Genomic DNA, 17,189 nt, shown 5'->3' with positions numbered 1-17,189 from the left:
TGAATAGTTTTTCGAATGATTGGTCTCCCGAATTCAAATACACTTTTAATGCCTTTTATATATTTTTTTCTTTTTATGTTATTTTATTAGTATAATTTCCAATATTGGCAATATTAACGTATTGTGAAGCAGTTCGTCTGCTCCTATGAATCGATCGTTATACACTGACGGTGGGTCCAACCACAGTTATTGAATTATTGACTGTATTGAGATTAACCGTTGCGCCAATCGGCAAAGCCGCTTTATAAATACCATGACCTGTTGCAAGGTTCGTTAACAGGGGCTTACCGAGAGGTATAACGAATTCTTTTATTAAATCCTCATAGGATGTGCCGTATGCCGCCTGACAACCTGTACATTCCCCCATAATAATGCCGATGCAGTCACTAAATTTTCCGGCCAGCTTCAAATCATTCAAGTACCTGTAGACGGTATTGGTAGGCTCATGTGTTTCTTCAAGAACCAGAATTTTACCCCTTGTATCGATTTCGAAAGGCGTACCCAACGTATCGACAAACGATGTCAGATTACCGCCCACAAGCGGACCCGTAACGTTGCCTGGAACCCGGCTTATCAGTGGAATTCCCGGCGGGTTCAGGATCGGTCGGGTTAATGAATATAAGGTTGTAGCGGAAAAAAACTGGTCGAAATTATAGGCGGGCGTTTCGGATTTGAAGTCAATAAGCAGCAGGCTATGGAATGTTATTAAATCCACATATTGATGCAGTACGTTTAACAATACCGTTATGTCACTGTAGCCTGTAACGATTTTTGGATTATTCCGGATCACATTATAATCAAGATACGGAAGAATTCCTGCCACTCCTGTGCCGCCTCTAGTGGGAAGTATCATTTTAACCTGCTTGTTTTGAAACATCATCATCAAATCGGATGCCCGCTGCTCATCTGTGCCGGCTAGAAACCCGTTTTGCGTATATACATATTGACCCAATACGACATTGAACTCCATTCCTCTCAAAGTTTCGATCCGTGCATTAATGATGTTTGCATCCAGCGGGCTGCCCAAGGTAACGATTCCAACGGTATCACCTCTCTGTAATATTGGCGGACGTATCGGCATATACTTATCTTCCTTTCCTGAAAATAGAAGAAGCCACCGTGATATCATGTCTTTAGATTATATTAGCAAAGCCGGCTGCACAGTACTGAAAAGGAGCTAACGGTTATATTAAGCCACTTTGGGATAAAAGTAATCCAGGTTTGCCCCCAGTCGAGTATCTGAGCAATGTGCGTATGACCCGGGCGAAGCAGATGCTTAATGTGAAGAACAATCGGGTGAAGGAAGTGGCGGCTGGGGTCGGTTTTCGTAGTGAATTTTACTTCAGTCGCATGTTTCAGCGAATGGTGGGAGTGTCACCAGTATTATATATGAAGCGGAACAGATTAAAGGTTGCTGGAGCTTCTCGCTGGGATTCGACGACCATCTGAAATCGGTTGGAATAAAGCCTGTCTGTGTGGTGGATCTCTTCCAGTATCCAAGTCAGCCACCGGACGATTGGAATTCAGGGGAGGGTAAACCAACGTCTGGTATATTCGCATAGAAGTCGCCACGATGGCGCTTTTTTTTGTTAGCAAAAACACTATATATAAGATCATCAGCGGTCCAGGGCTTCACACCCATACACCTCAAACTGGGTGAGGGCTGGAAATGGTGAGGAGTCATCCGATTTAATCATTTGGCCTAGAGTGATCCATTCCACTTTTTTGGGTTCCAGCAAAATTGATTGCGCTTGGCCCGTTTTCAAAAGTTCTACCGTCTGCTTACTGTCGTCAGAAAAGGTGAATGTTACGTTGGTCCAATAATTATCATGCGGGAAATCGGCGCGCAGGTATAGAACAATCTTGTCAATTTCAACGAGCCGCCCAAAATGGACCTTAAACTCCGCATCATCGCGCTGGTTAATTCCCCATGATTCAAACGGCCATCCTCCATGGGAGTATGTGACCGTATTGCCGTTAATGGCATTTCGAGCCGCAAACACAGCCTCACCGCGGGTCTCCACATTGGCTGATGCATGAGGGAATAAAGAGGTGTTTCCATGATGATCATATTCATTTTTGGCAAGGTTTTTGTATGCCGCAGTCTCTTCGGTTGTAGCGAGCCGTGCAGTCAATAGATGCAGTTCTCCGTTAAAAGCTTTTGGAGAATAAGACGTTCTCTTTTCATCAAATGGAATGGGAAGATGGTACTCCTTTTCGGTCAAGAAGACAAATGCCTGATTGATGGCGTCTTCCAGTTGAATGACTAAATACACATGGGCCTCTTTTCCTATTTAGGCCAACATGTAGCATAAATGAAAAAATATATCAGGGACGGGGTCAACTTGCTTGGCTATACGTGGTGGGGTCCCATTGATATTATATCGGCAGGTACATCCGAGATGTCCAAACGTTACGGCTTCATTTATGTAGATCAAGACGATTTGGGGCAAGGAAGCCTTAAACGCATCCGAAAAGATTTATTTTATTATTATCAGAAAATCATTGCTTCCAACGGAGAAGATTTGGAATATTGATGGCATAGAGCGGAAGCTACCGAGAAGTAATTTAACAATACTCTGGCTCCGCTGTTCGTGACTTGACGGCTCAATCAGGTTCTGTATAATAACCGGGAGATCAAACTGCATTTTTAGTTTACTCCCGGCGTTTGATACTTCCAGTTGGGGCAGCTCTAAGGGGCAAGAGGCTGGCTAATATAGTAAGTTAATGACATGGAGGCAATCATGAAATACGAAGTTATTTTGTTTGATGTTGATGATACACTATTTGATTTTAAAAAAGCAGAGCGTCATGCACTACATAACACGTTTACCCAATCCGGCTTGCCACAAGGGGCCACTGAGTATAAGGCCAGCTATGATGAAATCAATAGTGTGCTGTGGCGGGAAGCAGAGGAAGGACATATTACCTCGGCGGAGTTGCGAGTGGAGAGGTTCAAGCGATTGTTTGCTGTTCATGAGTTGGATTTAAATCCAGATGAATTTAGTACTGTTTATTTACGTTATTTGGGTGAAGGAGCTTTTTTGATTAACGGAGCGGTTGAAATTTGTGAAATGCTTTCCGATTGTCGCTTGGCGATCATTACGAACGGAATCAAAGAGGTACAAACCTCCCGAATTCAGCGTTCGCCACTGCGTAATGTGTTTGAACAGGTGATTATTTCCGAGGAAGTGGGCTGCCAAAAACCACAAGCCGCTATTTTTGATTATGCATTTAAGAAACTTGCCATTTCGGATAAAAATAAGGTTCTTATGATCGGAGATTCTTTGACTTCGGATATCCAGGGTGGAAACAATTACGGAATTGATAGCTGCTGGTTCAATCCTGCTGGGAAAATAAACGCATCTGAAATTCAACCAACCTATGAAATAAAAAGCCTGATGGAGCTAGCGAATATTATACTTTGAGAAAGTCATTTCGGATTTAAAAAGTCACTCAGTAAGATTCTAGGAGCGTATCCTTCGTTGATTGGTATAACAAGAAGCCCTTTATATACCCAAATTTATACTGTACGGCTTTGAAAAAGCTCAATAAACCTTTGAGCTGCCGAAGAAAGGGGCAAATCTTTTTTGATAGCAATACTTAGAAACCTTTTAGGGATGGTTTCTTGAATTGGTACTATGGATAGCTGTTGTTTTTCTAGTAGAAAAATGAGATAGATCCAGAACTAAGTACAAAGTACAATTCTGTATCGAAATCAACGTGATGATATTACAATGAACACAGTTCTTTGATAGGTCAACTAACGGATCAGGTTAGTTGAATAAGCAAGATAAAAAGCATTCTATATAGAATGCTTTTTATCTTGTTCATGATTTGGTGATGTACCAGAGTGTGCTAATATGCGGTCTAGTACTTTTTCAGTAAATGGCATAAAGAAATTGAGTATTAGCCCCCCTAAACAAACGGTTAACAAAGTTCCAACGCCAATGGGTCCATTTAAAATCACTCCTATTATCAAGAATATGAGGTAGATGAATGTTCTCGAAAAAAATAGATTTGTTCTAGTTAATTCTTGTATGATTAATGTTAATCGGTCAACTGGAATGGGTGCAAAATTTGTCTGTAAATATGTTGCAGTTCCTAATCCTACAACAACTAAACCAATTCCAAAACAAACAACTTTGCTGTACCATAGTTCAGGTGTTATCAAATTGTGCAATAAAAAAAGCCACATATCAATACCAATACCCGTTATAAATGCTGTTAACAACCCCAAAACTTCCGGTTTTTGTCTTTTTAAAAGTGAATTACAACATATTAATATTATAGCTATTATTATTTCCCAACTTCCCACAGTAAGCCCCACATTAGTGGACAGTCCTACCAAAAGTGCATCAAAAGGTGAAGTCCCAAGGTCTGATTGTATAGTGAACGAAATACCTAGGGATAATATAAAAATTCCTAATACAAAAAAAACATATTTCACTTTACTCGACCTCTTTATCATAATTTAATGTTGCAAACGCAACAAAATTAGGGTAAATTTAATATATATCATTTTTATTGCATTTGCAACAAAATAGGTGCAAAGGAGTTAATTATGAAGGAAGTACTTCGTGAAATTGGAATGATAGCAAGGGCATTAGATTCTATAAGTAATATAGAATTTAAAGAATATGACCTTACAAAAGGGCAGTATTTGTATCTTGTGCGAATATGTGAAAACCCAGGAATCATTCAAGAAAAGCTAGCTGAGATGATAAAAGTAGATCGAACAACAGCATCTCGTGCTATAAAAAAACTTGTAATTAATGGCTTTATTGAAAAGAAAGAGGATAACCATAACAAAAAAAATAAAAAGCTCTTTCCAACAGAGAAAGGGAACAATGTTTATCCTTTTATAAAAAGAGAAAATGATCATTCCAATAACGTTGCATTAGAGGGATTTTCGGAAAGAGAAGTAGAAACCATTTTCAATCTTCTTCAAAGAGTAAGAGAAAATGTAGGGGATGAATGGGAATTTGTAAAAAAGGGGAACAAGAGAAATTATTGATTTATATGAAGGAGCGATACATTAAATTGACTGTAAAAATAATAAAGTGCGGCCGTGAAGATTTACAAATACTCCAAGAAATAAGTATTGAAACATTCAACGATACTTTTAAAGATCAGAATTCACCTGAAAATATGAAAGCCTATCTGGAAAGAGCATTTAACTCTAAACAGTTGGAGGAGGAATTGTCCAATGCCTCTTCAGAAATCTTTTTCATCTATTTTAATGAGGAACTTGCTGGATATTTAAAGGTAAATATGAATGAGGCCCAATCCGAAAAAATGGGTGATGAGTCACTCGAAATTGAGAGGGTTTATATAAAAAACAGATATCAAAAATATGGGCTTGGTAAATATCTGCTAAATAAAGCTATGGAAATTGCAATGGAACAAAATAAAAAGGAAATCTGGCTCGGTGTATGGGAAAAAAATGAAAACGCTATTGCTTTTTATAAGAAGCTGGGGTTTGTTCAAACGGGTGCACACTCTTTTTATATGGGTGATGAAGAGCAAATTGATTTTATAATGACCAAAACAATAATATAGGTTAGTAAATACATCTTTTCAGTAATAAAACTGTGATATTGGCCAAGGGTTTGGGTCTACTCCTTGTTCAAATAACGGCAGCTTACTTAGCAAGTACTGTCTGATGATATACGAATCCTTATTATTTTTTTATATTGTAATTTTTTACGAATGTGTATGGTTTCCATCAAGGATAGCGATATTGGCATGACTCAACAAATGAAAAACAGAGAGTGCTTCGTGAAAATCGAATGTACCCATTTGAGGAGCCAATCGACGCGTTGAAATACTTCGCCCAAGGTGTACATTTCGGGAAAATCTGCATCAAATTTTAATGTAATATATGTAATGTAAGCGGTATGGAAGGTCGGATAAGTAGGTGCAAAAATCCCCTTCCCATCGGTCTAAAAGGAAGGGGGAACTGTCGCTTTATATCACTGCCAGTTTGTGTGGAAGACTCCTTCTAAATCACTTCGTTCATAGGTATGGGCACCAAAATAATCGCGTTGTGCTTGTAGTAGGTTGGCGTTGGACGTTCCAGTTCTATAGCTATCGTAATATGTGAGGGAAGCACTTAAACATGGAAAAGCGATACCTGCTTGAATGCCTTTACTCACTACTTTTCGCAATCCATATTGATAGTCTTTAATCTTTTTCGCGAAATAAGGAGAGAGTAATAAATTGGTCAGACTAGGCTTCTCCTGATAGGCCTCGCTTATGACGTTTAAAAATTGTGCGCGAATGATACAGCCACCACGGAAAATAAGGGCAATATCCTTTAATGGCAAATTCCAATTATACTGTCTGGACGTCATTTTATATTGGGTAAAGCCTTGCGCGTAGGCACAAATTTTACCCATATATAAGGCTTGTCTGACGTATTCAACCCACATATCTTTATCCAGACTTTGTTGATCCTTGTCTGGTCCTGCCAAGATCGTTTCTGCCATTACACGTTCCTCTTTTAAAGAAGAAATATAACGAGCAAATAAAGATTCGGTTATGATCGATGTTGGGATTCCATTATCGATGGATTGAATGCTTGTCCATTTACCTGTTCCTTTTTGCCCGGCTTTATCAAGAATTACATTGATTAGCGGCAAGCCGGTTACATCATCTTTTTTTCTTAAAATTTCTGCCGTGATTTCGACTAAATAACTTTTCAATTCTCCTTGATTCCATGTTTCAAAGATGTCCGCTATGTCCTCAACCGATAGACCCAACTTTTCTCTTAAAAACGTATAGGCTTCGACGATGAGTTGCATATCTGCATATTCGATCCCATTATGTACCATTTTCACAAAGTGCCCCGCCCCTTTGGGACCGATATAGACACAGCATGGCTCACTCTCAACCTGTGCTGCTATTTTCGTAAGAATCGGAGCAGCTTTTTCATAGACATCTTTATCTCCGCCAGGCATGATGGAAGGCCCTGTTAAAGCACCGACTTCACCACCTGAAATACCGATCCCTAAAAAACCAATTCCTTTCGATTTGAGTTCATCATATCTGCGCTCCGTATCTTCATAATGGGAGTTACCGCCATCCATGATGATATCACCTTCTTCAAGGAAGGCGGCTAAGGAATGGATCACCGAATCAATGGCTTTACCTGCGGTAACCATAACGAAGATTTTTCTTGGGACTTCCAAGGACTGTACAAAGGCTTCTAAATCGTAGTAAGGAGTAACAGTCTGTCCTTCAAGTTTTTGTACGAGCTTATCGGTTAAGTCTCTCGTGTAATTATACACAGCAACTTGCTCATATTTACTAGCCATGTTTAAAGCAATATTACTCCCCATTACCCCCAAACCAATAACACCAATTGTATTTAACATTTTCCCAGCTCCTTGTTGGTTAATTGGGTAACCCCCTCACGAAGTGGGGGGGCATGGATGAATTACACAAATGAACTCAGTAATAAAATAATGCCTAATCCAGCTACGGATATGATGGTTTCTAGTAAGGTCCATGTTGCAAATGTTTCTTTCATACTTAATCCAAAATATTCTTTGAATATCCAGAAACCAGCATCATTAACATGTGAAGCGATTACACTACCCGCACCTGTTGCAAGCACAACTAGAGCAAGGTTAGCGTCAGTTTGTCCTAACATGGGAATCACTAGCCCGGCCGTGGTTAAAGCAGCAACCGTCGCAGACCCTAATGAAATACGCAAGATGGCTGCAATGATCCAAGCAAGCAAGATTGGCGACAGTGAAGTTTCTTTGAATAACTCGGCTACATAGTCACCTACACCGCCATCGATTAAGACCTGTTTGAAGGCACCGCCGCCCCCAATGATTAAGAGCATCATTCCAATATGCGAGATAGCCGTTGTACAAGACTCCATTACATTTTTAATAGGAATCTTTCTTGCCAGCCCCATTGTATAGATTGCTACCAATAGGGAGATCAGCATAGAAGTACCAGCTTCCCCAATAAAGCGAATAGCTGCTAGTACGCCGTTATCCTCAAGTCCTATCGTTTTTTGGAGAAGCGAAATGATGGTAGCGATAGACATTAAAATAACAGGAAGTAGAGCGGTAAATACACTGATTCCGAATCCAGGTGTATCCTCTAGCTTGAATTCCTTTTGTTTTCCTAGAGAAGCGATATCGCCTGATTTTGTGAATGAGTCGGGTACCAGTTTTTGAGCAAATTTGGTGAATACAGGACCGGCCAAAATGACCGTCGGGATCGCAACAATCAAACCGTAAAGCAATACTTCACCAATATTTGCACCAAATTCACCCGCAATAACCGTTGGGCCCGGATGTGGTGGCAAGAATCCGTGTGTTACAGATAATGACGCTGCCATTGGAATACCGAGATACAAAATGGAAATCTTTAATTGCCTGGAAATCGCAAAGACGATGGGAATTAATAATACTAAGCCTACTTCAAAAAATAGGGCCACACCGATAATAAATGAGGCTATGACGACAGCCCATTGTATATTTTTTTCACCAAATTTGTTGACGAGGGTCATCGCAATTCGCTGCGCACCTCCAGAATCGGCGATTAACTTGCCTAACATGGCTCCAAGTCCAAATATTAATGCCAAGTGACCAAGGGTTCCACCTAATCCTGTTTCAATTGTTTTAATAATTTGCTCCAGTGGCATTCCAAGCGCCAGAGCAACGCCGAACGATACAATGATTAATGAAATAAAGGTGTTTAATTTAAAGCCCATGATTAGAATTAATAAGGCAACAATCCCGGCTGCAACAGTAACTAATGGCATAGTCAGTTCCCCCTAGTTGTGTTTTATTAAATTTCTCTGATAGTTGGAGATTCGTGTATAATCCTCTTCTAATACTCTGGACAAGTTAATGAAGATTGGAAGTAAATGCCGGTATTCCTTGGTTGCTTCTTCCTTAGGTGTGTGCTTGAAGGTGCTGCCAACCATTTCAGAGACAACCTCAAAGGAGTCAATTTTTCCGATGGCATATAAGCCTAAAATACAGGCACCCAAACATGAGCTCTCATAGCTTTCCGGTACGACTACTTCCGATGCGAATATGTCGGATAACATTTGCCTCCAAACCTCTGACCTCGAAAATCCTCCAGTTGCTTGAATACGTGTTACAGGGCCATCCATGCATTCCGTTAGTGCTAAAAATACAGTGTATAGATTGAAAATAACACCTTCTAAAGCAGCTCGTATCATGTGTTCTTTTTTATGTGACAAGGTTAAACCAAAGAATGATCCGCGGACGTCAGGATTCCATAATGGAGCACGTTCACCTGCGAGATATGGATGAAATATCAGCCCATCGGAACCAGGTCTGACACGTTCAGCAATCTTGGTTAATACCTCGTAAGGGTCAATTCCCAGTCTTTTGGCTGTCTCTACCTCGGATGATGCAAGCTCATCCCGGATCCAGCGAAAGACCATTCCGCCATTATTCACGGGTCCGCCAATGACCCAATGTTTCTCTGTTAAGGCATAACAGAAGATCCTTCCTTTTACATCCGTTTTGGGCTTGTCAATAATGGTGCGAATGGCACCGCTTGTCCCAATGGTGATGGCAATTTCCCCTTTTCGAATAGCATTAACACCTAGATTCGAAAGTACTCCATCACTTGCCCCAATAACAAAAGGTATCTGTGGATCGATTCCAACTTGCTTGGCTAATTGCGGATTGCAGTTGGTGAACATTTGGGTTGTGGGCACTAGAGTAGATAATTGTGCTCTTGTGACACCTGCAATGGTTAATGCTTCTTCGTCCCAGTCCAATGTGTGGAGATTCATCATCCCCATGCATGAAGCCAGTGAGTAATCGACAACATATTGGTCAAAGAATTTTTTAAAGATATATTCTTTAATTCCGATATACTTTTTCGTTTTGACAGCTATTTCAGGTCGGTCATTCACAATCCAGGCGATTTTGCTTAAGGGTGACATGGGATGAATAGGGGTCCCGGTTCGTGTATAGACCTCATGGCCATTCAACTCATCTTTAATTTTATGTGCCCATGCTTCACTGCGGTTATCTGCCCAAGTTATTACAGGCGTAAGCGGCTGATCATGTTCATCCATAGCTATGACACTGTGCATAGCACTACTAAATGAAATAAACGACAGCCTTTTATCTGCATGGTGCATCACAATATTCGAAATGACTTGTAGTACAGCCTGAAAAATCTCTTCGGGATCTTGTTCGGCGGTAGAGATATCCGGTGTGTATAGTGGATATGTAATGTTTTCATGCTGAATTACTTCGCCCCGTTCGCTAAATAACACGGCTTTTGTACTGGTGGTGCCGATATCGACACCTAACATATAGCTAGTCATCTTGTTGCTCAACTCCTTTAGATAGCATTTGTTGTGATCGCCATAAGTCATCTACTTTTCCTTGAACGTCATCAAAATTTTCGTGTAAAGACTTAATCATGAGTTTTCTATCCTTTGTTTTGATTGCATCAATATATAATTCATGGTTCTTCACGACCCGAGTAAAGTCTTCATACTTCTCCTTGAAACGCATACGCATTGATAAAAGAATGAAGCCTTCCATCACGGGTTTTAAATTATTCCAGATCATTAGAATGTAGGAGTGACCAATGAAACGAATTATGGTTTCATGGAACAAGATGTCCTGATAGGAAAATTCATCAGCATCTTGATATTTGATCGCCACCTTCATCATCTCCAGTATTTTGCTAAGTTCCATTACTAATTCATTTATGTCCATTCTTACGAGACGTTCAAATACGAACGTTTCGATCAGTAGACGAACGTCATAAATTTCTTCTATTTCTTTTTCTGTTAAACCGATAACAACTGCACCCATTTTTTCTAGTCGGATAATATTTTCAGATGCCAGTGTTTTTAACGCTTCACGTATGGGTGAACGACTCACTGAAAAGTCTGCAGCTAATTTGTTTTCTGAAAGTATGGAACCGGTTTCAATCATGCCTGAAATAATACGCATTCTAAGTTCATGGGCTACACGGTCTCCTGTTGAAGCTTTAGAGAGCCATTTTGGGGGATATAGAAATTCCTTAGATTCGCTCATAAAATCACCTTTTGAAAAAAATCAGGTATACTTGGATACCTGTATACAGGTATTATAATCGAAATTCAAAATAATGCAACCGCTTTAATTCAACTTATATAGATACTACCCTGTGGATTATGGATCATTTAGCTACTACATGTCCAGCGCAGTAAGTGCACATCCTGAACAATTAGAGGGCGCAGTAGGAAACGTTCTAATCGGAGGTATTAAAAACCCTTATTTGTCAGCAAGTGAATGGGGATGGCAGGTAGATCCTAAAGGATTACGAACTGCTTTAAACTAACTCTATGATCGTTATCAAAAGCCGCTATTCATTTCTGAAAATGGATTAGGTGCAGTAGATACGGTTAAAGAAGGAGATATCATCAGAGATGATTATCGCGTTGACTATCTAAGAGAGCATATAAAACAGATCAAAGAAGCGATTGTAGACGGTGTAGATGTCTTCGGGTATACCAGTTGGGGATGCATTGACATTATTAGCGCCAGTACAAGTCAAGTATCCAAACGCTACGGTTTCATATATGTAGATCAGGACGATATGAACAGAGGAACAAAACGCCGTGTTAAGAAAAAGTCATTCCATTGGTATCGAAATGTAATTAAAACGAATGGTGAAGAATTGGAATAAATGCATTAGTTCATAAGAGTATTACAAATCGAACTTAGAGAACAAGAAGTTATCCAAGTCGAACAACTTGAGTTCATTTCAACCCTGTTTCCAAGAAATCCATTCAGTCAGGCAGATAAATTGATCTTGTGGCAAGGCGACATCACTAGTTTAAAAGCAGACGCGATCGTAAATGCCGCAAATAAGTATATGCTTTAAATTTGTCGAATAGGCTTGATTATTTTGAGATAATGATTTATATTCAACCATAGAAAGTGACCCGAAACGTTTTGGATGAAAAAATTGGCTACAATTACGACCGTTTCAAGAGCGCTAAATGGCTATTCTGACATCAGTGAAAGTACCCGCAAGCTGATTAAGGAAGCTGCTGAGTCCTTAAACTACAGTCCGAACGGCCTGACCAGAGGATTGGTCATGAAGGAAACGAAGACACTGGGACTGCTCGTGTCGGGAATGACGTACAAGAACATCGACAACAATTTTGTGTTCGAAGTGTTATGCGGAATTAATGTAGCGCTACCAATTCGGACTATGATCTCATTTTGTTCAGCACGAACACTGCTAAGCAGCAAATGAAAACGTATACACAGTTATGTCGGGAACGTAAAGTTGATGGGGTGATCCTGCAGGGCGCCAAAACCGACGATCCGTATTTGCGGGAAGTTCTGGACAGCGATATTTCTTGTGTATTGATTGACATTCCGATTCAGAGCGAAAATGTGGGCTATGTATCGACGAATCACAAGGATAGCGCTCTGGCTGCCGTGGAGCATTTGATCAGGCTAGGGCAACAGAAAATTGCCATGATTTACGGATATCTAGAAGCTTTTGTATCCAAGGAACGCTTTGATGGTTTCGTCACAGCAATGAACCAAGCCGGGCTTAACTGGAAGCGGGAATGGATAGTAAACGGCGACTTTACGCAAGAAGAGGCGACAGCGTCAGGCCGCGGAGCTGCTAAGAGCATATCCGGAAATAACCGCCTTTTTCTGTGCTAGTGATATGATGGCCTTAGGAGTGATCAAGGCTGCGGGCATGATTGCGATCGGAATAGGGGAAGAGAAGCGTACTTAAACCTGTAGGGGCGGATGTCGTTGTGAAGGATACGGGTGGGGTGAACCTGTCGTTTCTTGAAGAAACGCTGCATACTTATGGACGCTGATAGCCTTGCGCTTCTCTGACAGTCCACTTTGCGTTTATGCAGAATATAAGGGGGCAACAAATACATGAATCATAGCGACAATCGTACAGTCAACCGTGCATGGTGGAAAGAGGCCGTCGTTTACCAGGTGTATTGGCGCAGCTTCATGGATGCAAACGGTGACGGATACGGCGATCTGCAGGGATTAATGCAGAAGCTTGATTACATCAAGAGGCTGGGCATTGACGTGATCTGGCTTAACCCGATTTATGAGTCGCCCGACAAAGACAATGGATATGATATCGCCGATTATTATCAGATTATACCAAAAGCAGGCACGATGGAGGATTTCAGGAAACTGCTGGTCAAGGTTCACGAGCTGGACATGAAGCTCATTATGGATCTGGTAGTCAATCATACTTCCTATGCGCATCCTTGGTTTGAGGAATCGCGTTCATCGCTGGACAATCCGAAACGCGACTGGTATATATGGAAGCCTGGAAAGGAAGAAGGCCCACCGAACAACTGGCGTTCGTACTTCGAACCATCTACTTGGACGTATGATGAACAAACAGGGGAATACTACTTTCATTCGTTTGCCAAAGAACAACCTGACCTTAATTGGGAGAACGCAGAGCTGCGGCAAGAGATATACCGCATGATGCGTTTCTGGCTTGATCAGGGCATTGACGGCTTTCGAATGGATGTAATCAATCTGCTGGCGAAGATACCAGGATTTCCTGATACGGAGTGGCCCGAGCATATTGACTACCTGGGGAATAATCCGGGCATTCATGATTATCTGCAGGAAATGAACAGGGAAGTGCTGCGTCATTACAACATCATGACAGTAGGGGAGATTCCTTTTGTTACTCCTGAGGATGGCTTGCTGTATGTTGCGGAGAAGCGACAGGAGCTGCATACGCTGTTTCATTTCCAGGTGGCGGACGACATGCCTGCATGGGATTTGGACCGATACCGTCATATTCAGGCTACCTGGCATGATGCATTCCGGCACGAGGGCTGGAATTCACAATTCCTGAACAATCACGATCATACAAGACAGGTGACCCGTTATGGAAATGATGGGGCATATCGAGTGCAATCAGCGAAGCTGCTGGCAACGATGATTCATACGCTTCCCGGGACACCTTATGTATTCCAAGGTGAGGAGATCGGAATGACAGGGGTTGATTTCCCTTCGATCGACGATTACCAGGACATCGCGATGCACAACAAATATAGGGAAGCGTTAGAAAAAGGAGGGGCGCCTGATCAGGTGCTGCGTGAACTGCAGCCACTCAGCAGGGACAACTCCCGGACTCCTATGCAGTGGAATGGGGAACAGCATGCCGGATTTACTACGGGACAGCCTTGGATTCAGATCAATCCCAATTATGCAGAGATCAACGTGGAGCGCGATCTGGCAGCGCAAGATTCCATCTATGCGTATTATCAGCGATTGATCAGCCTGCGTAAAATGCATAATGTCATGGTGTACGGCGATTATGCCGATCAGTCCGGGGGAGAAGCTCACGTGTATGCTTATACGCGTAGTCTCGAAGAGGAAACCTGGCTTGTTGTCCTGAACCATTCCGACGTGCAACAGCTTTATGAACTTCCTGCTCCATGGCAAGACAGATTTCAACATGCTCGGGCCTTATTGCACAATTATGATGGACCTCCAGCGAAGGATAAGGTGGAGTTAGGAGGAACTTGTTTGCAATTACGTCCCCACGAAGCGGTTATTTATTCGATTATCGATTGATTTCGTAATTTGCGCATATACAGGAAATCCGCGGATCTTTATTTGCTCCTGCTCTATAGTCCGCTATATAATATGTTCATATTGAATAACCTCGCTTGCTTTTTTCTGGAAGGATCGCCCTATAATTATTCCAGTCAAGTTGCCGGGTTATTTGGATTGTTTGGGGTAGCTGGTGCTTTAGTTGTACCTTGGATTGATCGTATTACTGATCGTTTTCAGCCCAAAGTAATCATCGGTGCTATGATTATAGTTCTAGCCGTATCCTTTGCTTTATTTTTCTTGTACGGTACAATTTTCATTGTTCTCTGCTTGGTATTATTCTTATGGATATTGGCGTTCAAGGGGCTCAAATTTCGAATCAAGCTCGCATATATGCATTAGATGAAGGAGCCAGAAGCAGGCTGAACACGGTTTTAATGGTAAGCACATTTATTGGCGGAGCTTTTGGGTCTTCGTTAGGCAGCTATATGTGGAGTGTCGGGCAATGGCCGGCAGTTTCTCTTACAGGACTCTGTTTGACCTTACTATCATTTGTCGTATGGGGAATCGTCCGCTTGAGAAATCGATGACATCAAGAAGCACCCCTGATTTTCATCCAGGGTGCTTCTTGATGTCAACGCAAAATGTATCGACTATTCCAAAAGATCTTCGATATTTAAAGTGACTCCGTTATAGGTAGCATAACCATAGCTTTTGGGCTTGCCATCTACATCTGTATCAAACAATAGCCTAGCAGGCATAGATCCCGTCATGGGGGAGAAGGTAGCTCTAAATTTCATTTCACCTTGTTTGTCACCAGTTAATTGAACATTAGCTTCGTAGCGGCTTTCACTGGCTAAACTAGAGTTTGTCTTCTCATATCCATTGTAGAAATTCACACCATCATCGCTAAAGTTTACATACTGAACTTCCGATTGGCCTGAGAACAATGATGAACCTGTTCTTTTGTAATAGAGGTATCCAGAATTTTTTCCAGCAATTTTCCCATCTACATTCCCATACACAGAGTCCAATACGCTTAAATCTTGAATACCGTACGGAATATTATCCGTGGTTGGTTTAATCGGTACAGTTTTTTTAGGCTTATAATCAAGTAATTTTGCTTTCTGAACCCGCATTTGAGAACCATTGCTGCCCCTTAACACTTCAAGCCACATAGCACGTTTACCATCGGGGTGCCAGGACATAGGCGAGTAATAAACCCAATTCTCATCCGTTGTGAGTTGTACGCCTTGATATCCTTCCTGGTGCATCGAGCGGTTAATGTCGATCAAAGCCGGGCCAACGTTGCCCTCTCTGAAATTGCGTACCCCGGTTACGGCATAGGTGTACAGCAAATACATCATATCCGTTGAGGTATATATACCGTAGGGCCTAGGCATAAGTCCAAAGATCGCAGGATCAGTATGCTCCGAGAATCTTGTAGTCATTGTCATTCCCAACCGTTCATCAGGGGAAAAGATCGTTGTTTCATTATATCCGGGAGTATAAGTGATCTGTGTAACACTTGCAGAATCTAAATCCTGTACTATGGAATCCGGTGTACTGTAATGCATTCCCCCGACAATGGATATGGCATTTCCCCCTTTGACAAATTGCTTCACTTCTCCGCCCCGCAAGGGCTTGGGGATGAAAAAGCCTGGGTTATTCGGGTCGTTTTCAAGGGAGTGCATTGTACTAATAAGCTGCACATCTTCGAGAACATAGTTATCCGTATGACGCTCCAAGACACCGATCGCTGCCGCAGCACCAATATCCGAGCGGAGCATAGTCCAGCTCATATGCTTATTGTCAGGTGCTATGATGATTTCAGACCAATGTTTGAACGTATCTGGATCATTTACTAATATCGACGGAAATTCGACGGGAACTAAAGTTGTACTTAAGGAATTGTCGATGTTAGGCGAACATTCAAGGACATAATCCCCCAGCAATACCCGCTTATTATCCTGGAATGGCATAATCCGAACCCCGGGCGACTTTGGTTTTGTCGGGATGACTCCAGAGTAGATGACCTTGAAATTCGTTCCGTTATCGTTGAGAACACCTATGTTCCAAAAATCGGCTGTATGGATATCGTTCTCTGTTTTATAAATAATAAGGACCTTCCCTGAGTACGTGTAAGTACTGCTTTCCAGCACCTTCACATCATCCGGTAATGGAATAGTGCTTATTTCCACTCTTCCGATTCCATTGTTTCTGGCTTCCGAACTGTTGTTGTCTGAAGAGCTGATGGAAGCAGCCTGAGTTGGTATTCCCATTGATAATAATAAACTAAGCACCGTGAAGACTAAAAAGAAGCTTTTTTTCATCCAATTCGCCTCCAAATAACCAGTATTTTGTTATCGCTTGCTACAATCATCAAAATGGATCGATCCTACCGACATCTGTTTTAAAATGATTTAGTACATTGGTACTTATTCTCACCTCCCCTGCAAAAATTGTAGGCGTGTAAAAAATTACATAAAGCGGATAATGTATCCGCTTTCATAAAATATAAGCACTGGAAAACAAATGATCAACATGTTATTTTTAAGCTAAACACAGTCATTTTTATGATTATGAAGGAGATTAGTGCAA

15 protein-coding genes and 2 pseudogenes are annotated in these 17,189 nt (G+C 41.4%); 9 read left to right on the top strand and 8 right to left on the bottom strand.

Translation table 11 applies throughout. The annotated features are described in order from the left end of the window. Positions 1–157: 157 nt before the first annotated feature. A complete protein-coding gene (locus HPL003_RS21230) occupies positions 158–1,081 on the bottom strand; it encodes a S66 peptidase family protein (protein ID WP_014281817.1) in 924 nt (307 codons plus the stop codon). Between the two features lie 140 nt (positions 1,082–1,221). Here HPL003_RS21230 and HPL003_RS27905 point away from each other — a divergent pair, with 140 nt between their 5' ends. Further along, complete coding sequence (locus tag HPL003_RS27905) at positions 1,222–1,449, top strand: helix-turn-helix domain-containing protein (protein ID WP_081473747.1); 228 nt, start codon at positions 1,222–1,224, stop codon at positions 1,447–1,449. Between the two features lie 167 nt (positions 1,450–1,616). Here HPL003_RS27905 and HPL003_RS21225 read toward each other — a convergent pair whose 3' ends face one another. Further along, positions 1,617–2,276 carry a carbohydrate-binding protein gene (locus HPL003_RS21225; RefSeq protein ID WP_014281815.1) on the bottom strand — a complete coding sequence of 220 codons (660 nt, stop codon included), beginning with the start codon at positions 2,274–2,276 and terminating at the stop codon, positions 1,617–1,619. Between the two features lie 39 nt (positions 2,277–2,315). Between HPL003_RS21225 and HPL003_RS21220 the strand changes: the two are divergent. Further along, positions 2,316–2,537, top strand: a pseudogene (locus HPL003_RS21220) (family 1 glycosylhydrolase); the annotation flags it as partial. Positions 2,538–2,744: 207 nt separating this feature from the next. After that, positions 2,745–3,428 carry a YjjG family noncanonical pyrimidine nucleotidase gene (locus HPL003_RS21215; RefSeq protein WP_014281813.1) on the top strand — a complete coding sequence of 228 codons (684 nt, stop codon included), beginning with the start codon at positions 2,745–2,747 and terminating at the stop codon, positions 3,426–3,428. A 377-nt stretch (positions 3,429–3,805) separates the two neighbouring features. Here the strand turns inward: HPL003_RS21215 and HPL003_RS21210 are convergent, their stop codons facing one another. Then, on the bottom strand, positions 3,806–4,450 hold the full coding sequence (locus HPL003_RS21210; protein ID WP_014281812.1) for a YczE/YyaS/YitT family protein: 645 nt from the start codon (positions 4,448–4,450) through the stop codon (positions 3,806–3,808). 114 nt (positions 4,451–4,564) lie between these two features. Between HPL003_RS21210 and HPL003_RS21205 the strand changes: the two genes are divergently transcribed. Then, entirely contained in the window at positions 4,565–5,017 is a 453-nt protein-coding gene (locus HPL003_RS21205; protein ID WP_014281811.1) for a MarR family winged helix-turn-helix transcriptional regulator, read from the top strand. 26 nt (positions 5,018–5,043) lie between these two features. After that, complete coding sequence (paiA, locus tag HPL003_RS21200) at positions 5,044–5,562, top strand: spermidine/spermine N(1)-acetyltransferase (protein ID WP_014281810.1); 519 nt, start codon at positions 5,044–5,046, stop codon at positions 5,560–5,562. Between the two features lie 413 nt (positions 5,563–5,975). Here paiA and gnd read toward each other — a convergent pair whose 3' ends face one another. The 4 genes from gnd to HPL003_RS21180 all read right to left on the bottom strand — a co-directional run bounded on the left by gnd (position 5,976) and on the right by HPL003_RS21180 (position 11,066). After that, positions 5,976–7,379 carry a decarboxylating NADP(+)-dependent phosphogluconate dehydrogenase gene (gene gnd / locus HPL003_RS21195; protein WP_014281809.1) on the bottom strand — a complete coding sequence of 468 codons (1,404 nt, stop codon included), beginning with the start codon at positions 7,377–7,379 and terminating at the stop codon, positions 5,976–5,978. A 62-nt stretch (positions 7,380–7,441) separates the two neighbouring features. Beyond that, positions 7,442–8,788 carry a GntP family permease gene (locus HPL003_RS21190; RefSeq protein ID WP_014281808.1) on the bottom strand — a complete coding sequence of 449 codons (1,347 nt, stop codon included), beginning with the start codon at positions 8,786–8,788 and terminating at the stop codon, positions 7,442–7,444. Between the two features lie 12 nt (positions 8,789–8,800). Continuing rightward, positions 8,801–10,342 carry a gluconokinase gene (gntK, locus tag HPL003_RS21185; protein ID WP_014281807.1) on the bottom strand — a complete coding sequence of 514 codons (1,542 nt, stop codon included), beginning with the start codon at positions 10,340–10,342 and terminating at the stop codon, positions 8,801–8,803. Next, positions 10,335–11,066, bottom strand: a complete 732-nt coding sequence (locus HPL003_RS21180; RefSeq protein WP_014281806.1) for a GntR family transcriptional regulator — start codon at positions 11,064–11,066, stop codon at positions 10,335–10,337. Before HPL003_RS21180 ends, gntK begins: the two co-directional genes overlap by 8 nt. 94 nt (positions 11,067–11,160) lie before the next feature. Here HPL003_RS21180 and HPL003_RS27900 point away from each other — a divergent pair. The 4 genes and pseudogenes from HPL003_RS27900 to HPL003_RS21170 all read left to right on the top strand — a co-directional run. Then, positions 11,161–11,700, top strand: a pseudogene (locus HPL003_RS27900) (family 1 glycosylhydrolase); the annotation flags it as partial. Between the two features lie 282 nt (positions 11,701–11,982). Beyond that, positions 11,983–12,276 (top strand): LacI family DNA-binding transcriptional regulator, encoded by a 294-nt coding sequence (locus HPL003_RS30615; RefSeq protein WP_420795070.1) that lies wholly within the window; start codon positions 11,983–11,985, stop codon positions 12,274–12,276. Beyond that, a complete protein-coding gene (locus tag HPL003_RS30610; RefSeq protein ID WP_052310826.1) occupies positions 12,273–12,698 on the top strand; it encodes a substrate-binding domain-containing protein in 426 nt (141 codons plus the stop codon). The genes HPL003_RS30615 and HPL003_RS30610 overlap by 4 nt, the downstream gene beginning before the upstream one ends. A gap of 228 nt (positions 12,699–12,926) precedes the next feature. After that, a complete protein-coding gene (locus tag HPL003_RS21170; protein WP_014281805.1) occupies positions 12,927–14,609 on the top strand; it encodes a glycoside hydrolase family 13 protein in 1,683 nt (560 codons plus the stop codon). A gap of 632 nt (positions 14,610–15,241) precedes the next feature. Here HPL003_RS21170 and HPL003_RS21160 read toward each other — a convergent pair. Further along, entirely contained in the window at positions 15,242–16,921 is a 1,680-nt protein-coding gene (locus tag HPL003_RS21160) for a hypothetical protein (RefSeq protein ID WP_014281803.1), read from the bottom strand. Positions 16,922–17,189: the final 268 nt, after the last annotated feature.

Source organism: Paenibacillus terrae HPL-003 (assembly GCF_000235585.1).
In the GTDB taxonomy this organism is placed as follows: domain Bacteria; phylum Bacillota; class Bacilli; order Paenibacillales; family Paenibacillaceae; genus Paenibacillus; species Paenibacillus terrae_B.
The sequence above is the reverse complement of the archived record's forward strand: the minus strand, read 5'-3'. Positions and strand labels throughout refer to the sequence as shown.

What these genes read in the sequence shown, in the direction of transcription:
- HPL003_RS21230 (WP_014281817.1), bottom strand. Translation starts at nt 1,081, where the DNA reads ATGCCGATACGTCCGCCAATATTACAGAGAGGTGATACCGTTGGAATC.
- HPL003_RS21215 (WP_014281813.1), top strand. Translation starts at nt 2,745, where the DNA reads ATGAAATACGAAGTTATTTTGTTTGATGTTGATGATACACTATTTGAT.
- HPL003_RS21205 (WP_014281811.1), top strand. Translation starts at nt 4,565, where the DNA reads ATGAAGGAAGTACTTCGTGAAATTGGAATGATAGCAAGGGCATTAGAT.
- gnd (WP_014281809.1), bottom strand. Translation starts at nt 7,379, where the DNA reads ATGTTAAATACAATTGGTGTTATTGGTTTGGGGGTAATGGGGAGTAAT.
- HPL003_RS21190 (WP_014281808.1), bottom strand. Translation starts at nt 8,788, where the DNA reads ATGCCATTAGTTACTGTTGCAGCCGGGATTGTTGCCTTATTAATTCTA.
- gntK (WP_014281807.1), bottom strand. Translation starts at nt 10,342, where the DNA reads ATGACTAGCTATATGTTAGGTGTCGATATCGGCACCACCAGTACAAAA.
- HPL003_RS21180 (WP_014281806.1), bottom strand. Translation starts at nt 11,066, where the DNA reads ATGAGCGAATCTAAGGAATTTCTATATCCCCCAAAATGGCTCTCTAAA.
- HPL003_RS30610 (WP_052310826.1), top strand. Translation starts at nt 12,273, where the DNA reads ATGAAAACGTATACACAGTTATGTCGGGAACGTAAAGTTGATGGGGTG.
- HPL003_RS21170 (WP_014281805.1), top strand. Translation starts at nt 12,927, where the DNA reads ATGAATCATAGCGACAATCGTACAGTCAACCGTGCATGGTGGAAAGAG.
- HPL003_RS21160 (WP_014281803.1), bottom strand. Translation starts at nt 16,921, where the DNA reads ATGAAAAAAAGCTTCTTTTTAGTCTTCACGGTGCTTAGTTTATTATTA.